19 protein-coding genes are annotated in these 22243 nt (G+C 67.4%); 9 read left to right on the plus strand and 10 right to left on the minus strand.

Annotation, left to right across the window (positions count from 1 at the left end):
- Positions 1 to 154 precede the first annotated feature (154 nt).
- Entirely contained in the window at positions 155 to 1024 is an 870-nt protein-coding gene (locus AC6JAM_RS09855; RefSeq protein ID WP_223993001.1) for a type IV toxin-antitoxin system AbiEi family antitoxin domain-containing protein, read from the plus strand.
- 57 nt (positions 1025 to 1081) lie between these two features.
- On the opposite strand, the gene AC6JAM_RS09860 is transcribed toward AC6JAM_RS09855, so the two are convergent.
- The 4 genes from AC6JAM_RS09860 to AC6JAM_RS09875 form a co-directional block, all read right to left on the minus strand.
- The gene (locus tag AC6JAM_RS09860) at positions 1082 to 2074 is read right to left on the minus strand and encodes a hypothetical protein (RefSeq protein ID WP_196804800.1); all 993 of its coding nucleotides are present in this window, start codon (positions 2072 to 2074) and stop codon (positions 1082 to 1084) included.
- Between the two features lie 167 nt (positions 2075 to 2241).
- Positions 2242 to 4017: a helicase HerA-like domain-containing protein gene (locus AC6JAM_RS09865; protein ID WP_497934559.1), complete on the minus strand. Its 1776-nt coding sequence runs from the start codon at positions 4015 to 4017 to the stop codon at positions 2242 to 2244.
- A 48-nt stretch (positions 4018 to 4065) separates the two neighbouring features.
- A complete protein-coding gene (locus tag AC6JAM_RS09870) occupies positions 4066 to 4617 on the minus strand; it encodes a GNAT family N-acetyltransferase (protein ID WP_497934560.1) in 552 nt (183 codons plus the stop codon).
- A 36-nt stretch (positions 4618 to 4653) separates the two neighbouring features.
- Complete coding sequence (locus tag AC6JAM_RS09875) at positions 4654 to 6603, minus strand: FAD/NAD(P)-binding protein (RefSeq protein ID WP_497934561.1); 1950 nt, start codon at positions 6601 to 6603, stop codon at positions 4654 to 4656.
- A gap of 321 nt (positions 6604 to 6924) precedes the next feature.
- Between AC6JAM_RS09875 and AC6JAM_RS09880 the strand changes: the two genes are divergently transcribed.
- From AC6JAM_RS09880 to AC6JAM_RS09910, 7 genes are read left to right on the plus strand one after another with little or no spacing between them, the layout of a single operon-like run.
- The gene (locus AC6JAM_RS09880) at positions 6925 to 7959 is read left to right on the plus strand and encodes an amino acid ABC transporter permease (RefSeq protein ID WP_497935949.1); all 1035 of its coding nucleotides are present in this window, start codon (positions 6925 to 6927) and stop codon (positions 7957 to 7959) included.
- Positions 7959 to 8768: an amino acid ABC transporter ATP-binding protein gene (locus tag AC6JAM_RS09885; RefSeq protein WP_018772070.1), complete on the plus strand. Its 810-nt coding sequence runs from the start codon at positions 7959 to 7961 to the stop codon at positions 8766 to 8768. The genes AC6JAM_RS09880 and AC6JAM_RS09885 overlap by 1 nt, the downstream gene beginning before the upstream one ends.
- A gap of 10 nt (positions 8769 to 8778) precedes the next feature.
- Positions 8779 to 9840: a transporter substrate-binding domain-containing protein gene (locus AC6JAM_RS09890; protein ID WP_497934563.1), complete on the plus strand. Its 1062-nt coding sequence runs from the start codon at positions 8779 to 8781 to the stop codon at positions 9838 to 9840.
- Complete coding sequence (locus AC6JAM_RS09895; protein ID WP_497934564.1) at positions 9837 to 10673, plus strand: DUF1684 domain-containing protein; 837 nt, start codon at positions 9837 to 9839, stop codon at positions 10671 to 10673. Before AC6JAM_RS09890 ends, AC6JAM_RS09895 begins: the two co-directional genes overlap by 4 nt.
- Positions 10670 to 11761: an LLM class flavin-dependent oxidoreductase gene (locus tag AC6JAM_RS09900; protein ID WP_497934565.1), complete on the plus strand. Its 1092-nt coding sequence runs from the start codon at positions 10670 to 10672 to the stop codon at positions 11759 to 11761. Before AC6JAM_RS09895 ends, AC6JAM_RS09900 begins: the two co-directional genes overlap by 4 nt.
- 11 nt (positions 11762 to 11772) lie before the next feature.
- Positions 11773 to 13146: an NtaA/DmoA family FMN-dependent monooxygenase gene (locus AC6JAM_RS09905; RefSeq protein ID WP_497934567.1), complete on the plus strand. Its 1374-nt coding sequence runs from the start codon at positions 11773 to 11775 to the stop codon at positions 13144 to 13146.
- A complete protein-coding gene (locus tag AC6JAM_RS09910) occupies positions 13143 to 13301 on the plus strand; it encodes a hypothetical protein (RefSeq protein ID WP_166673101.1) in 159 nt (52 codons plus the stop codon). The genes AC6JAM_RS09905 and AC6JAM_RS09910 overlap by 4 nt, the downstream gene beginning before the upstream one ends.
- A 256-nt stretch (positions 13302 to 13557) precedes the next feature.
- On the opposite strand, the gene dctA is transcribed toward AC6JAM_RS09910, so the two are convergent.
- Together dctA and AC6JAM_RS09920 are read right to left on the minus strand one after the other, a co-directional pair.
- On the minus strand, positions 13558 to 14868 hold the full coding sequence (gene dctA / locus AC6JAM_RS09915) for a C4-dicarboxylate transporter DctA (RefSeq protein WP_134164971.1): 1311 nt from the start codon (positions 14866 to 14868) through the stop codon (positions 13558 to 13560).
- Between the two features lie 56 nt (positions 14869 to 14924).
- A complete protein-coding gene (locus AC6JAM_RS09920) occupies positions 14925 to 16067 on the minus strand; it encodes a PrpF domain-containing protein (RefSeq protein ID WP_497934568.1) in 1143 nt (380 codons plus the stop codon).
- Positions 16068 to 16195: 128 nt separating this feature from the next.
- On the opposite strand from AC6JAM_RS09920, the gene AC6JAM_RS09925 reads away from it, so the two are divergent.
- The gene (locus AC6JAM_RS09925) at positions 16196 to 17101 is read left to right on the plus strand and encodes a LysR family transcriptional regulator (protein WP_056392023.1); all 906 of its coding nucleotides are present in this window, start codon (positions 16196 to 16198) and stop codon (positions 17099 to 17101) included.
- 41 nt (positions 17102 to 17142) lie between these two features.
- Here AC6JAM_RS09925 and AC6JAM_RS09930 read toward each other — a convergent pair whose 3' ends face one another.
- The 4 genes from AC6JAM_RS09930 to AC6JAM_RS09945 all read right to left on the minus strand — a co-directional run bounded on the left by AC6JAM_RS09930 (position 17143) and on the right by AC6JAM_RS09945 (position 22220).
- Entirely contained in the window at positions 17143 to 18114 is a 972-nt protein-coding gene (locus tag AC6JAM_RS09930; protein ID WP_497934569.1) for a serine hydrolase domain-containing protein, read from the minus strand.
- A gap of 78 nt (positions 18115 to 18192) precedes the next feature.
- Positions 18193 to 19311, minus strand: a complete 1119-nt coding sequence (locus AC6JAM_RS09935) for an ABC transporter substrate-binding protein (RefSeq protein WP_056392020.1) — start codon at positions 19309 to 19311, stop codon at positions 18193 to 18195.
- Between the two features lie 30 nt (positions 19312 to 19341).
- Complete coding sequence (locus AC6JAM_RS09940) at positions 19342 to 21126, minus strand: ABC transporter permease (RefSeq protein ID WP_134164973.1); 1785 nt, start codon at positions 21124 to 21126, stop codon at positions 19342 to 19344.
- On the minus strand, positions 21123 to 22220 hold the full coding sequence (locus AC6JAM_RS09945; RefSeq protein ID WP_134164974.1) for an ABC transporter ATP-binding protein: 1098 nt from the start codon (positions 22218 to 22220) through the stop codon (positions 21123 to 21125). Before AC6JAM_RS09945 ends, AC6JAM_RS09940 begins: the two co-directional genes overlap by 4 nt.
- Positions 22221 to 22243 lie beyond the last annotated feature (23 nt).

The following is a 22243-nucleotide window of genomic DNA, read 5'->3' on the forward strand; positions in this document are numbered from 1 at the left end:
TGCTGAACTGGCCCGGTTTTCAGAGCGTCGTGCCCTGAAGACCGGGCCAGTCCTGTCTCTGCTCCCCGAAAACTGGGCCAGTCTGGACGCGCCGTTGTCCACATAGCCTCCGTTACTTCTGCCGCAGGCCAGGGCAGGCAGGCATTGTGGCCTCATGGACCCTACAGAGATCCTCAGGTCGGCCGGGGGAGTACTGCTGCGGCGTGACGTGCTGGCCGCAGGGGCTACGGAAACGGCGCTTCGGCGGGCGGTCCGGAGCGGCCAGGTGGTACGCCTGGAGCGGGGCGTCTTGGCCGTTGCAGGCGCTGATCCGGAGCTGATGGCTGCCGGCAGGGCCCGCGGTCTCCTGACATGTGCCTCCGCAGCCCCGAAATACGGCCTATGGCAGCTGCGTTCCGCCGCGACGCCCCATTACTGGCACAGCAATGGGCGGAGTGCAGCCCGATGTGTCAGCCACAGGCTTCCCCTGACCCAGCAGCCGCAGCACAGGACGCTTGCAGCACTGCCCGACGTCCTGCTCCACGCGCTGCTGTGCCTGCCGGAACTCGAATCCGTGGTCATGGTGGAATGCGCCTATAACCGCGGAGACATTGAGCCCGGCCATCTCTTCCGCCTCTTGGATGGCAATCGATGCGGCAAGGCCCGGCAGGTGCTGTCCAAGGTTGAGCGTGGCGCGGACTCCCTCCTGGAAACCCTGGCCCGGGTGCTGTTCAGGGATGCCGGGATAGCCACGGAGACGCAAGTGTGGATCGAGGGAATAGGACGTGTGGACTTCCTCCTGGAGGGATTCCTCATCGTCGAGATCGATGGAATCGCCTTCCACATGGAGCCACGGCAATACAAGAAGGACCGCCGCAGGGATAACGCCGCAATACGTCGGGGCCTGCCCGTGCTCAGATTCTTCTACGACGATGTGGTTTACGCGCCGGAGTCCGTCTTGGCGCAGGTGCGGGAGGTGCTGGCGCGGGGTTCGCTGCGGTGGCCGCAGCCGAACCAGCCCAGTTTTCGACAGGACTGGGTCTAAAACTCCGGGCAGCACGTCAACTAGGGGACCAAAACTGGGCCACTTTGGAAGCAGGGCCTAGAAGCTCAGCATCGGGGTGACCTTGACGGTGTCGCCGGAGACGTCCAGGCGGGTGGTGAAGCTGAAGTCCACCTCTGCGTCCAGCGGGTACCAGGCCCCGGTGAACGAGTTCTGCTGGAGCGCCTCCACCTTGGCCTTGCCGTCCAGGGGCGCCACCACCCAGCGGCCGTCGAACGGCTCCACTGATACACCCGGGTACTTGGTCACGGTCCACCGGATGGTGCCGTCCTGGACCCTGTTGTTGCTGGTGTAGTAGAAGGGGCAGTCCGGCTGGAGCTTCTGTTCCTTGACGGCCTCCGCCGCGCAGCCGTCCAGGAACTCCCGGATCTTGGCTGCAACGTCGTTCTTCAGCTTGTCCGTGGCCTGGGTCAACAGGTTGAGGGGCGCCACCGGGGCGTCCTTGGAGGTGACGGTGGCCCTGGTGGCGGGTGCCGAGAAGTACTGTCCGTCCAGGGACGCCTCGTATTCGCCCGGGTAGAACACGGCAAAGGAGTTGCGGCCGTTGGGCATATTGACCGGGACGCCGTTGACGTCAGCCTCGTTGCCGTTGACCACGGTGATATCAACGGTGGGCAGCCGGGACGGGACAAACGCCCAGGTGTTGAAGAACAGCCACTCGGTGCCGGTCTTCTGCAGGAGGAAGTCAGTGTGCAGCCGGCTGCCGTCGATGGTGTACTCCAGGGGCACCGTGACCTGGTTGTTCGGACGTTCCTCAGGGTCGCCGATCTTGATGTTCGCTACACGGGACGCCGCCGTCTGCAGCCCGGGGCCATCCAGCATTGCAGCATTGCTGGGCGGGACCGCGGCCCGCAGGAGTCCGAGTGCACGCCCGCCGTCTCCGCTCCTCAAAGCATCCAGGTATTCCCGTACCGGCTGCTGCGGGCTGGCCACGGTGTTGTTCACAACGTTGATGGCCACGATGGCTCCGGCAATGGCAAGCATGAGGCCCAGCAGCCATCCGGCCGCGATCCTCACCAACGCTTGACTCATCTGCACGTTCCTTACAGTAACGGCAGTGCGGACGCACACTAAAGTTGGCGTCCCCCCTATCTTGCCGGGCAACACCCGGTTAATGCCCGACGGCGGGTGGCCCGGCCGGCATTGACACGAGCCTTGGCGGTTCCCGGGACACCCGTTGCAGGGTGGGCGCGGCAAGGTCAGCGGCGGCGGCGCCGGGACGATGTGCCGAACACGCCGCGGAGCAGTTCGCGCCCCAATTGGGTGCCCATGGACCGTGCCATGCTCTTGAGTCCGCCGCCCAGGGCGCCGCCGAGCACTCCGCCGAGGTCGCCCATCATGCCGCCCGGTTGCGGCTCGGGCTCCCGCGACTGCGGCTGCCGGGACCGCGGTGCCCGGGGGGCCTTGGCCCGCCGTGGCGTTTCACGCGCCTCCCCGTCCTCCGCGCCGCCGTACTCGGGTTCAGGATCCTGTGGTGCGGGGACGGAGACCTGCGGCGGCCTGCTGCTCGGCCTGCCCAGGATTTCCTCCTCGATCCGGCGGGCCTCGGCGTCAACGTCATACGCGGCGGGCTCCTCGGGTGCGCCGGCCGGAGGTCCGGCCGCCGGACCCGTGGGCGCGGCCGCCTTGCCGGTGAGCTTTTCGTAGGCGGAGGGGTTGTCCACCGCTGTTCCGTACTTACCCAGCAGCGCGGAACCGGCCACTGTGCTGCGCACCAGGGTCTCCTCGCTGGGGCCCATCAAGGACTCGGGTGCCCGGAGCCGGGTGAGGGCCACCGGCGTGGGCGCGCCCTTTTCGTTCATGACGGTAATGACGGCCTCGCCGATACCCGCCGAGGTGAGGGTCTCTTCGAGGTCGTAGTCGCTGACCGGGAACGTGGACACCGTGGCTTTGAGCGCCTTGGCGTCCTCGGGGGTGAACGCACGGAGGGCGTGCTGCACCCGGTTGGCCAGCTGGCCCAGGACATCGGCGGGGACGTCCTTGGGTGTCTGGGTGACGAAGAAGATGCCCACCCCCTTGGACCGGATGAGCCGGACGGTGGTGGTGATGGCGTCCAGGAAGGCCTTGCTGGCCCCGTTGAACAGCAGGTGGGCCTCGTCCAGGAAGAACACGAGTTTGGGCTTGTCCAGGTCGCCGGCCTCCGGAAGGTCCTCGAACAGGTCCGCCAGCAGCCACATCAGGAAGGTGGAGAACAGCATGGGCTTGGTCTGCAGGGTGGGCAGCTCCAGGCAAGTGACCACGCCGCGGCCGTCGGGGGCGGTGCGCAGCAGCTCGGCGGTATCGAACTCCGGCTCCCCGAAGAACTTTTCCAGCCCCTGCGCCTCGAGGCCCACCAGTTCGCGGAGGATCACCCCGGCGGTCGCCTTGGACAGCCCGCCCAGTTCCTCCAGCTGGTCCTTGCCCTCGTCCGAGGTGAGGAACTGGATGACGGCGCGGAGGTCCTTGAGGTCGATCAGCTCCAGGCCGTTCTTGTCCGCAAAATAGAACACCAGCTGCAGGCTCGATTCCTGCGTGTCGTTCAGTTCCATGATGCGCGAGAGCAGGATGGGCCCGAACGAGGACACGGTGGCGCGCACAGGAACACCGTTGCCGTCCCCGCCCAGCGCCAGGAACTCCACTGGAAACGCCTTGCCCTGCCACGGCTGGCCGATGCTTTGCGTGCGTGCGGTGAGCTTGTCGCTGCCGGCGGCGGCAGTCGCCAGGCCGGAAAGGTCGCCCTTGATGTCGGCCAGGAAGACGGGGACGCCGGCTGTGGACAGCTGTTCGGCCATCATGTGCAGGGTGACGGTCTTGCCCGTTCCGGTGGCGCCGGCCACCAGCCCGTGCCTGTTCATCATGGCCAGCGGCAGCCGCACCGGCGCGTCCTTGTGGAGCTCGCCGTCGATGATGGCGGCCCCCAGCTCGATGGTGGCGCCTTCGAGCGTGTAGCCCTTCTGGATGGTGGCAAGCTTCTCTGCTGTGGTTTTGGAGGCCATGGCGCCAGCATAACCGCGGCGGCCCCGGATGCGGCGGTGGCCGGGCGGTCAGTCCGGCCGGGAATTCCGCGGAACCGGGGCGAGCTCCTTGGTGAACGCCAGCGGTCCGATGGTTTCCGGATCGGCGTCGAGGTCGAACTGCGCCTGGTAGCCGCTGGTGAGGTAAAGGTCCTTGGCTTCGGGCTGCCGCGGGCCCGTGGTGAGGTACAGCCGGGTGTAGCCGCGGGCGGCAGCCAGGGCTTCCAGCTCGGCCAGCACCAGCCTGCCCAGACCACGACGGCGGTGGGCCGAGTGCGTCCAGATCCGCTTCAGTTCCGCGGTGGTTTCGTCATACCGGCGGAACGCGCCGCCGGCGATCGAATCGCCGTCCTCCTGGATGACCAGGAGGGCTCCGTGCGGTCCCTCGAATTCCGCGGCGGGGTAGCGGTTCAGTTCCTCTGCGGCAGCCGTGCGGCCGAACAGGTCCCCGTAGCGGGTGTCGTATTCGACGGCGAGCTCGTCCAGGAGCGGCCGGACGCGCGGATCGTGCATGGGCAGGCTGAGGACCACCAGGCTGGCGGGATCAAGCGGCCTGGGACGAAGGTGTGGTTCTGCGGTCACTGGTTATTCCTTGTCACTGGTCGTTATTGTTGCCGGTCAGTTCTGTCCGGCGGCGGCTGGTTCCGGAGTCATGGCGGCCGGGGCAGACACATCCCCGGCAGCCACGCCGCGGGCAGTGCGGAGGATGGTCCGGGCCAGGGCATCGTTCTCGCGGAACGGCGCGGCGTTCGTGTTGGGCCGGGCAAAGGCGCCCGCGCCCCAGCCCGATGTTCCCGGGCCGACGCCGAAAAGGGTGGTGTGCGGCTTGCCGCCGGCCCCCACCAGCTGGTGCTGCGGGGACACCAGGAGTTTCCCGGTGGAGTGGATGCCGTCGGAGGTCAGCAGCTGCTGCTCGCTGCCCAGGCCGCTCCCGTGCAGGGAGGCGAGCACGGGGTTCAGCGAGCGGGCCACGGACGTGGCCGGCAGCCGCGCCTCGATCAGGGCCCTCGCCGTGACGATCACCCCGGACTGGGCGGACGAAGCAACAAAAAGCCCGGTGGCCTCATCGGCGGAGACCTGGAGGCCGGGACCCAGGAACTGCAGCAGGCCGGCCCGGTGCAGCGCCAGGACCTGGCGGAGCCGGTGCGGCGGCGGACCGGAGTCCACGAAGCTGAAGAAGCCGTGCCACCAGCCGTGGATGACCTGCTGCGAGCGTGCGTTCAGCCGCTCGGGCGGGACTACGCGCCCCACCTCCATATAGACGTGCAGCAGGGCCAGGAACAGAGCAAGGGTTTCGGGGTGGTCAGGGCTGTCCCGCAGAGCCAGGTCCTGCTCGATGTATCCGGCCACCGCGTCCTGGACTTCCGCGTGATCGCTGAAGCGGCGGCCGTCGAAGGGGCGGTCCAGCCGCTCCAGGTCCAGGTGCAGGCCGGCGTCAGGGACCGCTGCGGCCACCAGGTCTTTCCGCCCGGGGCTGTACCAGTCCAATCCCGCATAGGCGGAGGCGAACCCGTCCCAGCCCATGGCGGCGCGTTCAGGGCTTCCGGTCAGAAGCTCGCGGTAATAGTAGTAGCCGGCTTCCTTGGCGATCAGGGGCCAGAGATGCCGGTGGAAGTCCAGCTCGCCATGCTGCTGCAGCAGCGCATCCACGGCGGCGGCCGTAAAGAACCGCAACGGCCCTGGAGCCTGCCCCCGGAGGGCAGCGGAAATCTTCGAGTGGTACGGCACTCCCCGCCGGGAGCCGGCCCACAGCACCGGTTCCCGTCCGGACGGAAGGTAGCGCAGCCCGCCGTCGGACGTTTCCTGGAACCTGCCGCCGCGCCCTTCCATCAGGAGGACCAGCAGGTCCACGAACGCCAGGCCCATCCCGGCGACGATGACGTCCTGTCCGGGGGCAATGGGGGAGTAGTCGACGTCGGTGGTGTAGCTGGGTGCCGCGTGGCAGCCGCCGTGCCGGGCGGCGAAGTCCGTGAAGCCGGCGGACACGGCGTCCGGGAGGGAATCGGTGTGGCCCAGGGCGGTCACCACGATGTCCGCGTGCAGGGTCCGGCCGTTGGCCAGCCCAACCTGGTGGCCGCCGCCTTTCAGTTCCGTAATGCCCACTGCGGTGGTCCGGTGGACCGTGACGCTGCGGCCCAGGGACCTGGCGGCGCGGCGGAAGAACCACTCCAGGTACTGGCTCTGCAGCTGGCGGGTGGGAAAGGTGGTGCCGGTCAGGGACCGCAGCTGGTCCCACAGCGGCTGGGGAAAATCCGGGACGTCGATGATGGAGGCGTCCAGGACGCCGGCGGCCCATTCGGCCAGCGCCGGACCCGGCGCGGCGGGGCCCTGGCAGTCCACCGACTGGTCCGTGAACATGGTGATGTCCGCGGCCATGGAGTTGAGGAGGAGCCCGGGGTCCTGGTCGTACCGCCAGACGCGGCCCGAGCCCGGGATGTGCGGCTCCACCACGTGGATCTGCAGCGGCCCGGCGAAGACGTCCGGCCGGTTGGCGGCGATCCGTTCCAGCACACCTGCCGTGCGCGGCCCGCCGCCGATGAAGACGATGGCCGGGATGGTGGCTGGCATGGGCTCTCCTGACGGCGAGTGGGTGCGGGGACGGCGCGGAAGTGGCCGTCGGAGTGCCCATGCTAGGCAGCCGTGACGACGGCGGTCGAGCGCTTGGTCACGGCCGTTAACTCCGCGTCACGGCGCGTTAAGGGACGCAAAAAACCGACTCATGACGCCGTGCGAAGCCCCGTGAAGTATTGCAACCATGCGCCTTGCTGGCCCGTTCCGGCCGGTCCTAGATTTGCAGCCAGCACCCGGGGCGAGCCGCCCCGACGCCGGGCAGTCCGGCTCCAGTCCAGGAATGAGAAGTGAGGTGGCCCCGTGAGTTCAGCAACCAGGGTGGCGCAGTCAAAGCAGCCGCAACCGGCACAGCCGCAACAGGAACAGCCCGCGGCAGCGTCACCGGCGGTGCCACCGGCAGCGCGACCGGGCAGGGCCGGCGTCCCGGAACGGGTCCCCGCGGACTATTCGTCGTACCGCGTGGTGGCCGCCAAGCATCCGTGGCGCTGGGTGGGGACTGCCGTCGTCGCCCTGGGTGTCCTGGCCGTGGCATGGTCGCTGGCCACCAACCCGCGCTGGGAGTGGGGTGTGGTGGCGCAGTGGTTCACCGCCCAGTCCGTGGTCAACGGCCTGCTGGAAACGCTGAAGCTGACCGCCATCTCCGGCGTCCTGGGGTTCGTGCTCGGCTTCATCCTGGCGCTCATGCGGCTCTCCGCGTCGCCGCTGCTGGTCTCCGTGTCCTGGACGTTCTCCTGGATCTTCCGGTCCACGCCGCTGCTGGTGCAGATGCTCCTTTGGTACAACCTGGGCTACCTGTACGAGAAGATCAGCCTGGGGATCCCCTTCACGGACGTCCGGTTCTTCGAGGTCCAGACCACCACACTGATCAGCCAGTTTGCGGCAGCAGTGCTGGGCCTGACCCTGAACCAGGCCGCCTACTCGGCTGAGATCATCCGCGGCGGCATCCTGTCCGTGGACCAGGGACAGCTGGAGGCCGCAGCCGCCCTGGGCATCCCGGCCTGGCGCCGCTCCACGCGGATCGTGCTGCCGCAGGCCATGCGCGCCATCCTGCCCACCGCGTTCAACGAGATCATCGGCCTGGTCAAGGGCACCTCGATCGTCTACGTGCTGGCCTACTCGGAGCTGTTCTACACCGTCCAGGTCATCTACAACCGCACCCAGCAGGTCCTGCCGCTGCTGCTGGTGGCCACGCTCTGGTACATCGTGATCACCTCCGTGCTGAGCGTCTTCCAGTACTACATCGAACGGCACTACTCCAGGGGCGCGGTGCGGAGCCTGCCGCTGACGCCCCTGCAGAAGGCCCGTAAATTCTTCGCCACCCACGCGGCAGTGCCCACCCGGAGGAACCCCTGATGACTGAGACCCTTACCGCCCCCACAGCCACCCGCGGCCTGGTGGAAATCACCGGCGTCCGCAAATCCTTCGGCGCCACCGAAGTCCTCAAAGGTGTCAGCCTCACCGTGGAACCGGGCGGGGTGGCCGTGATCGTGGGCCCCTCCGGCTCCGGAAAATCCACCCTGCTGCGCACCATCAACCACCTGGAAAAGGTGGACGGCGGCCACATCACCATCGACGGACAGCTGGTGGGCTACAGACTCCGCGGCGACCGCCTGCACGAGCTGCGGGAAAAGGAGATCCTGAAACAGCGCACCGACATCGGCATGGTGTTCCAGAACTTCAACCTGTTCCCGCACCTCACTGCCCTGGAGAACGTGGCGGAAGCACCCGTCGTGGCCCAGGGGCGGTCCAGGGAGGAGGCCCGCCGCCGCGGCCTGGAACTGCTGGACCGGGTGGGGCTCAAGGACCGGGCCGACGCCTACCCCCGCCAGCTCTCCGGCGGCCAGCAGCAGCGCGTCGCCATCGCCCGGGCCCTGGCCCTGGACCCCAAGATCCTGCTGTTCGACGAGCCCACCTCCGCCCTGGATCCCGAGCTGGTCAACGAAGTGCTGGACGTGATCCGCGAACTGGCCACGTCCGGCACCACGCTGATCATCGTCACGCACGAGATGGGCTTTGCCCGCGACGTGGCGGACACCGTGGTGTTCATGGACCAGGGCCAGATCGTGGAACAGGGCACCCCCAAGGAAATTTTCAGCAACCCCCAGGAACCGCGCACCCGGAGCTTCTTCTCCAAGGTGCTGGAACCGGCCTTCAACATCTAAGGACCACCCCATGGCTTTCCCCACCCGCGGCCTCCGCCGCAGCCGCGCCCTCGCGGCGCGTCCCGCCGTCGTACTCCTCGGCACCGCACTCCTTGGCACCGCCGCGCTCGCCGGCTGCGCCGACCCCGGCGCCTCCGCCGCCGGCAACCCCAGCGGAGGAGCGCAGACGACGGCGGCACGCAACGGCGTGGTCTACAACACCTCACCGGACCAGCAGCGGATCCGGGGCGAGAAGGACGCGGCGCTCGCCGCCAAGGTCCCCGGGCTGATCGGCAGGGACGGCAAGCTGACGGTGGCCACCACCGCCGGGTCCATCCCGCTGTCCTTCCACGCCACCGACGACAAGACGCCGATCGGCTCCGAACTGGACATCGCCCAGCTGGTGGCGGACAAGCTGGGCCTGGAGCTGGACGTGCAGGTGACGTCCTGGGAGAACTGGCCGCTGAAGACCCAGTCCGGCGACTTTGAGGCTGTGTTCTCCAACGTGGGCGTGAACAAGGACCGGGTGAAGCTGTTCGACTTCGCCAGCTACCGGGCCGCGTACATGGGTTTCGAGGCCAAAAAGTCCGCCACGTACAGCATCAAGGGGGCGGACGACATCTCCGGCCTGAAGATCTCCGTGGGGTCCGGGACCAACCAGGAGAAGATCCTGCTGGCGTGGAACAAGGAGCTCGAGGGCAAGGGCAAGGCGCCGGCCACGCTGCAGTACTACTCCTCCGATGCGGACACCATCCTGGCGCTGTCCTCCGGCCGGACGGACCTGAACATCGCCCCCTACCCGTCCACCGTGTACCGCGAGAACACCCGGGACGACGTGAAGGTGGTGGGCAAGGTCAACGCCGGCTGGCCCTCCGAGACCTTGGTGGCCGCCACCACCCTCCGCGGCAACGGGCTGGCACCGGTCATTTCCGAGGCCCTCAATGCCGTCATCAAGGACGGCTCCTACGGCAAGGTGCTGGAGCGCTGGGGCCTGTCCGAGGAAGCGCTGCCGGAATCCAAGACCATCACCGAAGAGAACTTCGCGGCCACGCAGGCATCGGCCGGCGCGGCCCCGTCAGGGAAGGCATCATGACCGCACAATCCACCGGAACCGCCCTCGAATCCTTCGACGCCGACTGGCAGGAATGGCACGCCGCCCACGAACAGCACCGCGCCCACCCGCACGGCTTCCTGGCGGTGACCCACCTGCACTGGCTGGGCAGCGAACCCGCCCGGCTGGAAGGCGCCCCGGGCACCTGGAGCGTGGCGGCCGACGTCGTCCGCGTCCTTTTGGAGCCGGGCGACAGCCTGCAGCAGGACGGCAGGGAGCTGAACACTGCGTCCGGGGCCACCGTTGAGCTTGGCCCCATCGAGGAGCGCGGCGGCATCAACCTGGTGTCCGGCGAGACCGTCATTGAGCTGGCCAAGCGCGGCGGCGAATACATCGTCCGGCCCCGTCATCCGGAAAACCCGCTGTTGCAGGCCTACCAGGGCACGCCCGCCTACTCGAACGATGCCGCGTATGCCGTGCGCGGAACCTATGTGCCGTTCGAAGCGCCGAGGTCCACCACGGTGGGCGCCGCCGTCGAGGGCATCCAGCATGTGTATGAGGCGCCGGGCGAGATCCGCTTCAAGCTGGCCGGCCGGGAGCTGGCGCTGACCGCATTCAACGGCCACGCCCCCGGCGCCCTGTCCGTGCTGTTCACAGACCAGACCTCCGGCAAGACCACTTATGCCGCCAACCGCTCGCTGTCCGTGGTGCCGGCCGCAGACGGGTCCGTGCTGCTGGACTTCAACCGGGCCGTGAACCTGCCGTGCGCGTACACGGACCTGGCCACCTGCCCGCTGCCGCCGGCGGAGAACCGGCTGCCGGTGGCCATCGAGGCCGGCGAAAAGATTCCCTACGAACGTCAGGACCAGCAGTGAGCATCTCTTCAACCCGCCAGGGAGGGTTCCTTGCCCTTGAGCTCGACGGCGCCGGCTGGGACGGCGCGCACCTCACCCGGGCCGTGCTGGCAGCAGAGTCCGCGGGCTTCCATGCAGCAACCTTCACCGACGCACCCGCTCCGGGCCGCGCCAACGCGCTGCAGCGGGCGGCCTTCGCCGGGCCCGCCACCCGGACCATCGCCCTGGTACCCGAGGTGGACACCGTCTACACCGAGCCGTTCCACATCTCCACCCAGCTGGCCAGCCTGGACTACGTGTCCGGCGGCCGGGCCGGGTGGATCGTGACGGCAGCCGAATCGCCGGAGGCTGCTGCCGCCGTCGGACGCCCGTCCGTGACCGGCGCTGCACTGGGTCAGGAGGCCGCGGCGTCCATCGAGGTGTCCCGGCGGCTGTGGGATTCGTGGGAGGACGACGCCGTGATCCGCGACGTGGCCACCGGCCGGTACATCGACGTGGACAAGCTGCACTATGTCGATTTTAATACGGCGGTCGATTTCGAGACTCGTGCCGATTTTGCCGGCGCCGGCTATTCCGTGAAGGGACCGTCCATCATTCCGCGGCCGCTGCAGGGGCAGCTGCCCGTGCTGGCGCCCGCGTCCCTGCTGGGGGAGGTTCCCGCGGACGCCGTGGATGCCGTCCTGGTGTCCGCACCTGCCGCCGAACTGCTGGCGGCAGAGGTCCGCGATGTGCGGTCTCGGGTGGGGGCATCCGTTGCGGTGGTCGCCGAGCTCGACGTCGTCCTGGACTCCCGCGGGCAGGCCGCGGCGGGGCGGGTGGCTGGCTTTGGCTCCGGCCGTGCTAACTACGCCGGTTCCGCCGCCGGTCTCACGGACTTCCTCACGGAACTCCTGAAGGAGGCCGACGGCGTGCGCCTGCACCCGGCGTCGCTCTTTGTCGACCTGGAGGAACTGGGCCGCCTGGTCCTGCCGGAACTGCGCCGCCGCGGAGTCCTCCGCCCGCTGGTGCAGGACGGCACCTTCCGCGACCTGCTGGGGCTTTCACGCCCGGTGAGCCGCTACGCCACCGCCGCATCCAACGCCGCTGCGCCCGCCGGCGCGGGAAAGTAAGGGGAACCACCGTGACACAGCACAACCGTGCTAAATCCGATGTCTTTGTGCCGTCGGGCCAGATCCAGTTTGGGGTCTTCTTCCAGGGCGTGAACTCCGGCACCATCTGGAAGGCCGCCGAATCGGGCTCGCAGACGGACTTCGAATCGTTCCGCCGCATCGCCCACACCGCCGAGCGGGGGCTGTTCGCCGCGTTCTTCCTGGGCGAGGGGCTCCGCCTCCGTGAACACCTGGGCCGCCCGCACGCGCTGGACGTGGTGGGCCGGCCGGACGCGCAGACCATGCTGGCCGCGCTGGCCTCGGTGACCACAAACATCGGGCTGGTGGCCACCCAGAACACCACGTACAACGATCCCGCCGACCTGGCGCACCGGCTCGCGTCGCTGGACCTGATCTCGGGCGGGCGTGCCGCGTGGAACATCGTGACCACTGACAACGCCTGGACCGGGGCCAACTTCCGCCGCGGGGGATACCTTGACCACGCTGACCGGTACAAGCACGCCGAGGCGTTCGTGGAGACGGCCAAGCGGATCTGGGATTCGTGGGAAACCCCGGACGGTCCTGCTCGGCGGGTGGTGCACCAGGGCCAGCACTACACGGTGGACGTGACGCCGCGGCTGCCGCGGAGCGCCCAGTACCGCCCGGTGCTGTTCCAGGCCGGCGACTCGCCCGAGGGCCGCAACTTTGCCGCCCGGCAGGCTGATGTGATTTTCTCCGCGCACCCCAAGTTCGACGACGCCGTGGAGTTCCGCAAGGACCTCGTGGAGCGGTCCCTGGCCGCTGGCCGGGGTGCCAACGCCGTGCAGATCATGCCGGCCAGTGAGTTCATCCTGGCGCCCACCGCTGCGGAGGCGGCGGAGAAGAAGGAGTGGGTGCGGAGCCTGCAGATCGGCCCGCAGCAGGCCATCGCCTACCTGGAGCAGTTCTGGGGCCGCGAGCTGTCGTCGTACGATCCGGACGGACCGCTGCCGGAGATCGATCCGGTGGTGGAGGAAACGTCCGAGACCCGCGGCAGCGGCTTCCACGGCGCCAAGGCGCGGCAGCTGGCGGACCAGTGGCGGGCCGAGGCCAAGGACAAGGGGCTGTCCATCCGGCAGTTCGTCACCTCCCGCACTGCACGGGTGGATTCCACCTTCACGGGTTCGTATGTTGAGGTGGCGGACCAGCTGGCCGAGTTCGCGCGGGTGGGGGCGGTGGACGGATTCAACATCTCGCCGTGGCTCATTCCCTCCGGCCTGGACGACATCGTCAACCACCTGGTGCCGGAGCTGCAGGAACGCGGGGTGTACCCCACGGAGTACCGCGGGAACACCCTGCGGGAAAACCTTGGGCTGGAGACGCCCGTGCGTTCTTCGGATGCGGCTGCTGAGGCGGTCCGGGCGTGATGCGGCTGATGCGGCTGGCTGTTTTTGCTGGAAGGGACGACGACGGCGGCAACGTGGGTGCCGTCGTCGACCCTTCCGCGGGGGCCGGTTCCGTTGTGGCTGGTTCGTCCGGGACCGTCAGCCTGCAGCTGACGCTGTGGGAGCAGTGGGTCTAGGGCCTGTTGCCGCCCTGCCTCGCAATGCCCAGGCTGACGGCGTGGCCCGAGGGCTGGGGCGCTAGTCGGTTTCCGGGCTCTGGCAGTAGAAGCAGGTGCCGGCGTCGCAGTCTTCTGCAGTTTCCTGTTCCGTTTGGCGCTCACTCATTTCGGGTCCTTTCCGTGCGGATTGTGAAGTAGTACCCCTTGCAGGGGTTTGCCCGGGACCCCTGCTGGGATCCCGGGCAAACGCTGGTGGTGGTGGCCTGGCGGCCGGTTAGTGGGCCAGGGCCGGTTCGGCCAGCTGAACCTTCTCCGCCTCGGTGGGCACGAAGCCCGCCTGGAGCTCGGAGCGGAGCTTGACCATGTCCAGCTCACCCTGCCACTTGGCGATTGCCACGCAGGAGACGATGTTGCAGACCGTGCTGGTGAGGGCACGGGCCTCGCTCATGAAGCGGTCGATGCCCACGATGAGGGCCACGCCGGCCACCGGCAGGGTGGGCATGACCGTCAGCGTCGCCACCAGGGCCACGAAACCACTTCCGGTGACGCCCGCCGCGCCCTTGGAGGTCAGCAGCATCATGCCGAGCATCAGCAGGATCTGGCCCCAGCTGAGGTGGATGTCGCAGGCCTGGGCGATGAACATGGAGGCGAGGGTGAGGTAGATGGCCGTTCCGGTCAGGTTGAAGGAGTAGCCGGTGGGGACCACCAGGCCCACAACGCTGCGGTCGCAGCCGATCCGTTCGAGCTTGGACAGCAGGCGCGGCAGGACCGGTTCGCTGGAGGACGTCGCGAGGACGATCAGGAATTCATCCTTGAAGTAGCGCAGGATCTGCCACAGGCTGAAGCCGGTCACCTTGGCCAGGATGCCCAGGCCGACCACCACGAAGACGATGCAGGCGGCGTAGAAGGCAAGGATCAGCATGCCGAGGTTTCCGATGGAGTGGGCGCCGTACTTGCCCACCGTGAAGGCCATGGCCCCAAAGGCTCCCAGCGGAGCCACCTTCATGATGTAGCCGAACATGATGAAAAGCAGCTTGTTGAAGCTGTTGACCACGTTCAGGGCCAGCTGGCCCGGTGCGCCGAGCTTGCTGAAGGCGAAGCCGCACAGCATTGCAATGACCAGCACGGGCAGGACCTCACCGTCGGCGAAGGCGCCAACGAAGGTGGTGGGGATGATGCTGAGGATGAAGTCCACGGGGTTGCTGCTGGGCAGTTGCGTGGTGTACTTCTGCGCCACCGAGGAGTCCAGGTGCGTGGGATCGATGTGCATCCCGGCGCCGGGCTGGAACAGCGTCACCGCGGCCAGGCCCAGGGCCAGGGCGAGTGCCGTCAGCGCGTAGAAGAGGCCAAGCGAACGGATCAGGGTGGGGCCCACCTTCTTGGTGTCCCGCAGCGAGGTGATGCCTCCGACGATGGTGCAGAAGACGATGGGGGCGATCATGAACTTCACGAGTTTCACGAAGCCGTCGCCGATGGGCTTGAGGGACGAACCGAGGTCGGGCCACAGTGCGCCCACAACGACGCCGAGGGCGACTCCGATGAGTACCTGGACATACAGGTGTCCGAGGATGGATTTGATCTTCATTGAACAACTTCCTGGTTGGTGCGGCCCCTTAATGATGGGGCAAAGAGATAGGGGTGTTAGGCAGACAGCTCGGCGGCCGGGGCCACGTCGATATCTGCGGTGGCGATGTGGCGGGCTGCCCGGTGGAGGGCCACTTCGCTGACGGCGCCGGTGTCATCGGTGATGATTTCGGCGGTGATCACGCCGGCGGGCGTCCCGACCCGCAGCAAGCGGGGAGTTCCGGTGCCGGTGGAGGGTGATTGCCCTGTTGCGTTGGCTACGACCGATGACTGCAGCGAGGATGCAAGGGCAACTGCCACGGCTGAGGTCAGGCCGATGGCCGGGTGGGGTGCGAGCATGGACAGCATCCGCACCCGCACGTCGTGGCTGCCGGCGGTGATGGTTGTTCCGTCCGCGGCGATGTAGTCGCCGGCTGGCGCCACAACCCCGACTTTCGGGACAGCGTTCTGCGGCGGATCCTCAGGCTTCCGCAGCCCCATGATGAGGCCGGCTGATGCCCGTGCCGCGATGAGGTCCGGCAGCTGGGCAGTGAGGTTGTCCGTCATTGAGGAAAGATCGACGCCGGCCTGGTCGGCTGCGAGGAGCACGGCAGGGGCCCCGGCGTCCACCATCGTTGCGCCCAGCGTCCTGCCGTTGACCTGGAGTTGGTCCACGGTGTTGCCGGTAGGCAGGAGTGCACCGGTGTTCTGGCCCCAGGGGCCGTGGAACGAGAGGCTGACGGGAACACCGGCGGCGCTGCTGCCCGGAACCCGTGCCAGGCCGGACTTGGGAATGTGGCCGCCGGGAGTTGGAACCGCTCCGCTGAGCACGGCGCCGGAAGTGACGTGGCGCATGCGGACCTTGGTCATGCCGTCCCGGGCGGGAACGATGCCCGTCTGGACGGCGAACAGGGCAATGGCGGTGGCGCAGTTGCCGCAGTTGGAACCCAGCTCAACGGTGGGGTCACCGATCCCCACCTGGGCGAAAAGGTAGTCGAGGTCTGCCTCGGCACCAGGGGTTGCCCAGATGACCGCAGCCTTTGACGTGGTGGACGTTCCGCCCCCGACGCCGTCCAGCTGCCGCGCATCCGCTGCGCCGAAAGCGGCTGACAGCAGTGCGGGGATTTCCTCGCGGGCGGGGGCGTGGAGGGCCACGTCCCTGGCATCGAAGAGCCAGCACTTGCTGGTGCCGCCCCGGTACCAATGTCCTTTGAGTCCCACTGTATTTCTCCCTCGTAACTTGCAGGTGCTCTACTTCACAGCACCTTGTACTTCTACGATCCGGGATGGGAGCCTTCAGCACAATCGCAAATAAATGGACGACTATCTACTTTTGCTAAACTCAGCGCATGGCAATCCTCGATCTCCACCGGCTCCATGTGCTCCGTGAGGTGGGCCGTTCCGGCTCCCTGACCTCGGCTGCTGCCGCCCTTTCCTTCACCACCTCGGCGGTGTCGCAGCAGATAGCCAAACTCGAGCAGGAGATGGGCGTGGTCCTCATCGAGCGCCATCCCCGGGGCGTGGTCCTGACCGAGGCGGGGCACGCCCTGCTGCACTACGCCGACGACATCGACAGGACCGTTGAAGCCGCCCGTGCCGAAATGGGGGAGTTCGCGGGCCTTCGGCGGGGCCAGCTCCGGCTTGGAACCTTTCCCACCGGCGGGGCCTCCCTGATGCCCGACGTTGTGCTTGCGTTCCGCGCCCGCCACCCGGAGGTGGCAGTGACGGTTGTCAGTGCCCGCCGGGACGGCCTGCTGGAACGGCTGCGGCGGCGGGAAATCGAACTGACGCTGCTGTGGGACTATCCCTGGCAGCAGATCGAGGACCCTGACCTGGCCCTGGTCAGGCTGATGAACGATCCAACAGTGCTGCTGGTACCGCGGGAGCACCCCATTGCGAAACTGGGCTCGGTCCGCATCGGCGCCTTGAGCGACCAGGAATGGGTGGTGCGCGACGAGCACCCCGTGGCCGACGTCCTCAGCCGGGTATGCCGCGACGCCGGGTTCGAACCGCGGATCGCCTTCGCCGCCAACGATTACCAGGAGACACAGGGCATGGTGGCGGCCGGTATCGGGATCGCCCTGGCACCCAGGCTGGCGCTGACGGCCCTGCGGCCCGACGTCGTGGCGGTCCCGCTCGCCGGATCGCCGAAGCGCCGGATCCTCCTGGCCCACCTGGCAAACCGGCGGCTCAGCCCCGCGGCGCAGCAGGCAACCAAGGTGTTCCGTTCCATCGCCAAGGGCGCAGCTTCCTGACAAAGGAGGGTGCCGCCGTCGTACGGTGCCTTTCCTGACGCCTACCGGGCCAGGGGCCTGGCAACCAGCGCCCGGGCAAGGTCCATGAATTCGGCGTGGGTCACCGGAGCGGGGCCTGCCGTCGAGGCAGCTGCCGTGTGGGTGTTCCGGGCGACGGCGAAGCTGTCGCTGACGAAGCGCCGGTGCACAATGACGCTCCCGATCGCCGGCAGGACCAGCAGGAACTGGCCGTAGTTGCCCTCCGCCAGGAACGCCCCCTCCCACTGCGGGCCGGATTCCCGGGGGAGCCACCACAGGTAGCCGTAGTCGCAGTTGCCAAAACCGGTGGCCGGCGCCATGTCTGCGCGCCTGACATAGGTGGCCACGCTGTCCCGGACCCACTCCCGGGGGACATGCTGCCGTCCCTCCCACTGGCCGCCGGCAGCCATCAGCATCCCGATCTTGGCCAGGTCCCGGGCGGAGAGGAAGAGGTGGTAGGCAGGGAAGGCGGACTTTCCGGCGTCCCCGAGCATTCGCTGGCGTGTGGGGTCGTAGTCGTCGAACCCCAGCGGACCGGCCAGGTGCTTCTGGAACGCTTCGAAGACGGTCAGGCCGCTGGCCTTCTCGAAGATCGCGCCGGCGGCGTTGAAATCCCAGTTGTTGTAGAGGAAATACTGCCCCGGTGCTTTTGTGCCGCGTGAAGGGAAGACATCCTCGTCACTGCCCGGGCTGGAGGGCGGATGGTAGACGCCCGAACGCGACGTCAGCAGGTCACGGAGCCGGGCCGTCCGCTCGATGGGCAGCAGGCCGCCAACATCATCAACACCGAACTCATCGAGTGTGGCGTCGAGGCTGACCGTGCCGGCGTCCACCTGGATTCCGAACAGGATCGAGAGCAGGCTTTTGCGCACGGAGGCGACGTAACTGGCGCGGGTGGTGTCGCCGAGTTCAAGGATGGTCCTGCCGTCCTGGCGGACCAGCAGGGACGAGGTGTTCCGGGGCACCGGAAGTGCGGGGACGTGGACGGCGGTCACGGGGCTCCTGGTGGCGGGTGAATGAAAAAAGCCTGGGGACCCGGCGGAGGCCGGGTCCCCAGGCACGGGATTGCGGGGTTACTTGGTGTAGCCGAAGACCTGGTTCCACTTGGCAAGGTCGTCCTTGCCGTAGGTCACGGCGTCGGTGTTCTGCATGCGGTAGACCTTGCCGGAATCGACGGCGGGGAGCGTCACGCCCATGATGGTGGGCGGTGCCACGTCGGTGCGGACCGGGTATTCACCGATCTGCGCAAAGACCTGCTGGCCCTGCTTGGAAAGGTTGTAGTTCATGAAGACCTTCGCGGCTTCCACGTTCGTGGCGGTGCCCGTCATGCCCAGGTAATAGTCGTACGAGACGAGTCCTTCCTCGGGGACGATGAACTTGACCGGGGCCTTGTCCTGGACGGCCGAGATGTTGGTGCCGCTGATGGTGACCGTGCCCACGGCCACTTCACCGCGGGCCAGCGCCGTGGCCTCAGCACCCAGGGAGTCGTAGATCTTGGGCTTCTGCGCAGCGTACTTGGCGAAGTAGTCGCCGCCCATCTTGGTTTCCATGAACCTGTTCAGCGCAGCGGTGCTGCCGCCCGAGCCGCCCTGGACGATGCCCAGCTTGCCCTGCCACTTGCCGCCGACGGCATCCGCCCAGGACTTGGGGGCATCGGCTTCCTTCACCAGCTGGGTGTTGTAGCCCAGGGTGTAGACGGAGTTGAACATGCGGGTGAACTGGCCGCCGTCCACGGAAACGTCCTTGAGGGCCGAGGCGCCGGGTACGTCATAGGCCTTCCAGACCTTGGCGTCCTCCATGGACTTGGCAATCCGGTAGTCGGAGGTGCGGATGACGTCGGCGCTGAGCTTGCCGGCGCCCTGTTCGGAGAGAACGCGTTCGGAGAGCTTGTTCGGGGTGAGCCGGACGACGTTGACCTTGATGCCGGTGTCCTTGGTGAAGGCGTCAACCAGCGCGCTTTCAGAGGAATCGGTGTAGCCGGAGTAGAGGGACAGGGTCTGGGTCTTGGCCTTCTCGTAGGTGTCCTTGTCCGCGATGGATTCGCCGTTGATCACCAGTCCGTTGTCGGTGTTCACAGCTGCGGTGGCAGTGACCACGCCGGCACTCTGGGCGGGGCTTCCGCACCCGGCCAGGCTGAGGGCGAGCAGCACTCCGGCTGCGGTGAAGGCGGGAAGTTTGGACGCTAACTTCATTGTGGGTGTCCCTTTCAAAGGTGGGTGAGGTCAGTTCTTGGTCTTGCGTTCGCCGCCGACTTTTTGGGCGATGACGGCGAGGATTCCGATGACGAGGCAGTACAGGACGCTGACGGCGGCAGCTGCCTGGCTCTGGCCGTTGTCGAAGTTGTCGAACACGAGGATGGACAGGATCCGGGTGTTCGAGGTGAAGAGGAAGATGGAGGCGCTGAGCTCACGCATGGACAGCATGAGGAACAGCAGGAACGAGGACATGATGCCGACGCGCATCAGGGGCAGGGTGACGTCCAGGACGGACCGGGTCCGTCCGGCGCCAAGCATGACCGCGCTGTCCTCGAGGTCCTGGTCCATCTGGAGCATCGATGCGGAGACGCCGCGGTAGCCCTGGGGCATGAACACTGCAACGCAGGCGACGGCGAGGATCGCCAGGGTGCCGTAGATGGGCAGGGGCAGCAGCAGCCAGGTCCAGAGCAGTCCGATGCCCATCACGATGGCGGGGACGGCAAGGGGGGTCATGGCGACCAGTTCGATCAGCCGTCCCACCTTGGACTTGGTGCGGTAGCGGATGTACGAGGCGATGAAGCTGAGGGTGGTGCCGGCGAATGCCGCGATCAGGGCCACCAGGACACTGTTCTTGAGGGCGAGCTGGAAATCGTTGGATCCGAGGACTTCGATCAGCTTGGCGAAGCTGAGGGAATTGGCCTCCAGCAGCTGCGACATCGAGGACACGAAGGGGGTGGCCTGCATGGACGCGGCGAGCAGTGCGAGCATGGGCAGGACGACGGACACCGCGAAGTAGGCCAGTGCCAGGATGGTGAAGGGCCAGCGCATCTTGCGCAGCGGCACCTGCCGGGGACGGTTGCCCTTGCCGGTCATGGTGGTGAATTTGCGCTTGTTGATGATGCGCTGCTGGATGAGGGTCACGGCCATCAGCGCAACGGTCAGGATCACGGCGACGCTGGCAGCCTGGTTGCTCTTGGCCGGAGTGGCACTCATGAGGCGGTAGATATAGGTGGGCAGCGTGTCCACGCCGGCGGGGTTGCCGATGACCTGGGCCACGGGGAAGTTTTCCATCGTCAGCGCGAAGACCAGGACGGCGGAGCCCAGGATGGCCGGCAGGGCCAGGGGCAGGGTGACGGTCCGCAGCATGGTGCGGAGCGGAGCCCCGTGGACGGTGGCAGCCTCCTCGAGGTCGGCGTTCATCATCGACAGCGAGCTGTGCAGCAGCAGGAAGGCGTACGGGGCGTAGAAGATTCCCAGCACGAACACCAGGCCCGGGAGGCTGTAGATGTTGATGGCGGCGTCAATGCCCAGGTCGCGGAGGAAGATGTTGATGTAGCCGGCGCTGGGCGAGCAGAGCAGGGACCAGGCCAGGGCGCCCACCAGGGCGGGGATGAACATCGGCGCCATGCCGATGAAGAAGATGAACTTCCGCCACGGCGCATCGGAGCGGGCGCACACGAAGGCCAGGAATGCGCCGATCAGCAGGGCGATGAGTGCCGAGCCTGCGCCGACCATGAGCGAGTTGACCAGGGCCCCGAGTGCTTCCGGGGTGGCCAGCAGCGCCAGGTTGGACAGCGTCAGGCCGCCCAGGGAGATGCTGCCCGGCCGGGGAACGCTGTCCGAGAACGCGGCGAGCAGGACCAGGGCAAGGGGGAGGACGATGAGGACGCCGAGGATGACCAGGACGATCAGGCCCGACGTGTTCTTCCGGAGGCCGGCAAGGGTCCGGGCAGAGCGGTAGTTCCGGGGTTCGGGCTTCGGTGCCAGGCGGGCCTCGACGCGGCTGGCCGCCTCGGTGGTCTTGAGGCTCATGCGAGGACCTCAGCCGGCAGGATCTGGACTTCGCGGGGGTTGACGGTGACCCACACGCGGTCCCCCACCTTGTGCTGTTCGCCGCGCCTCAGCCCGCCCAGTGCGTCCAGTTCGGGCCCGGATTCCAGCTGGATCGCGTACCGGATGTCGTTCCCCTGGAAGCCCGCCACGCGTACCGTCCCCGGCCACGAGTTGGGGTGTTCGGTGGGCATGGCAGTGATCTGCAGGTCCTCGGCCCGGATGCAGACCTTGGGGGATGCGCCCGCATCACTGGCCTGCTGCGCCGACTGGATGGTGAGCTCACTGTTGGCGATGCGTGCCGTGGTGGCGCCGGTGGCCGTGCCCTCCGGGGTGCAGTCCATGATGTTGGAAACACCCAGGAAGTGGGCGATCGAGGCGCTGGCGGGTGCCTCGTACATGTGCTGCGGGGCGCCCATCTGCACAATCCGGCCGCCCTGGAGCAAGGCGATGCGGTCTGCCAGGGCGAAGGCTTCGTGCTGGTCGTGGGTGACGTACACGCAGGTGAGCCCCAACTGGAGCTGGATCTCACGCAGTTCAACCCGGAGCCGGTCACGCAGGCGGGCGTCAAGGTTGGAGAGCGGTTCGTCGAGCATGAGCACGCTGGGCCGCATGACCAGGCTGCGTGCCAGGGCCACGCGCTGCATCTGGCCACCGCTGAGCAGGCTGGCGCCGCGGTCGGCGTAGGGCTCCAGGCCGACCAGCGTGAGCGCCTCCATGACGCGCTCATCGATTTCGCTCTTGGAGAGTTTCTTCTGCTTGAGCGAATAGGCAACGTTCTGGGCAACCGTCATGTGCGGCCATACCGCGTAGGACTGGAAGACCATGCCGACGTTGCGCTTGTTCGGGGGCAGGTTGATGCCCTTTTCGGAGTCGAAGACCACAACGTCGTCGATGATGATCCGCCCCGAGGTGGGCTCCTCCAGGCCAGCGATGCAGCGCATCGTGCTGGTCTTGCCGCAGCCCGACTGGCCCAGGAGGACCAGTGCCTCGCCGTCTTCAATGTCGAGGTTGAGGTTTTCGATGGCAGTGAAGCTTCCGTACTTCAGCTGCAGGTTTTGAATGCTGATTTTCATGGCTGATTCCTTGGGCTGGCTTT

Source organism: Arthrobacter sp. GmRoot5-12 (assembly GCF_059739365.1).

What these genes read in the sequence shown, in the direction of transcription:
- dctA (WP_134164971.1), bottom strand. Translation starts at nt 14,868, where the DNA reads ATGAAGATCAAATCCATCCTCGGACACCTGTATGTCCAGGTACTCATC.
- AC6JAM_RS09860 (WP_196804800.1), bottom strand. Translation starts at nt 2,074, where the DNA reads ATGAGTCAAGCGTTGGTGAGGATCGCGGCCGGATGGCTGCTGGGCCTC.
- AC6JAM_RS09935 (WP_056392020.1), bottom strand. Translation starts at nt 19,311, where the DNA reads ATGAAGTTAGCGTCCAAACTTCCCGCCTTCACCGCAGCCGGAGTGCTG.
- AC6JAM_RS09940 (WP_134164973.1), bottom strand. Translation starts at nt 21,126, where the DNA reads ATGAGCCTCAAGACCACCGAGGCGGCCAGCCGCGTCGAGGCCCGCCTG.
- AC6JAM_RS09885 (WP_018772070.1), top strand. Translation starts at nt 7,959, where the DNA reads ATGACTGAGACCCTTACCGCCCCCACAGCCACCCGCGGCCTGGTGGAA.
- AC6JAM_RS09890 (WP_497934563.1), top strand. Translation starts at nt 8,779, where the DNA reads ATGGCTTTCCCCACCCGCGGCCTCCGCCGCAGCCGCGCCCTCGCGGCG.
- AC6JAM_RS09855 (WP_223993001.1), top strand. Translation starts at nt 155, where the DNA reads ATGGACCCTACAGAGATCCTCAGGTCGGCCGGGGGAGTACTGCTGCGG.
- AC6JAM_RS09875 (WP_497934561.1), bottom strand. Translation starts at nt 6,603, where the DNA reads ATGCCAGCCACCATCCCGGCCATCGTCTTCATCGGCGGCGGGCCGCGC.
- AC6JAM_RS09895 (WP_497934564.1), top strand. Translation starts at nt 9,837, where the DNA reads ATGACCGCACAATCCACCGGAACCGCCCTCGAATCCTTCGACGCCGAC.
- AC6JAM_RS09865 (WP_497934559.1), bottom strand. Translation starts at nt 4,017, where the DNA reads ATGGCCTCCAAAACCACAGCAGAGAAGCTTGCCACCATCCAGAAGGGC.
- AC6JAM_RS09945 (WP_134164974.1), bottom strand. Translation starts at nt 22,220, where the DNA reads ATGAAAATCAGCATTCAAAACCTGCAGCTGAAGTACGGAAGCTTCACT.
- AC6JAM_RS09925 (WP_056392023.1), top strand. Translation starts at nt 16,196, where the DNA reads ATGGCAATCCTCGATCTCCACCGGCTCCATGTGCTCCGTGAGGTGGGC.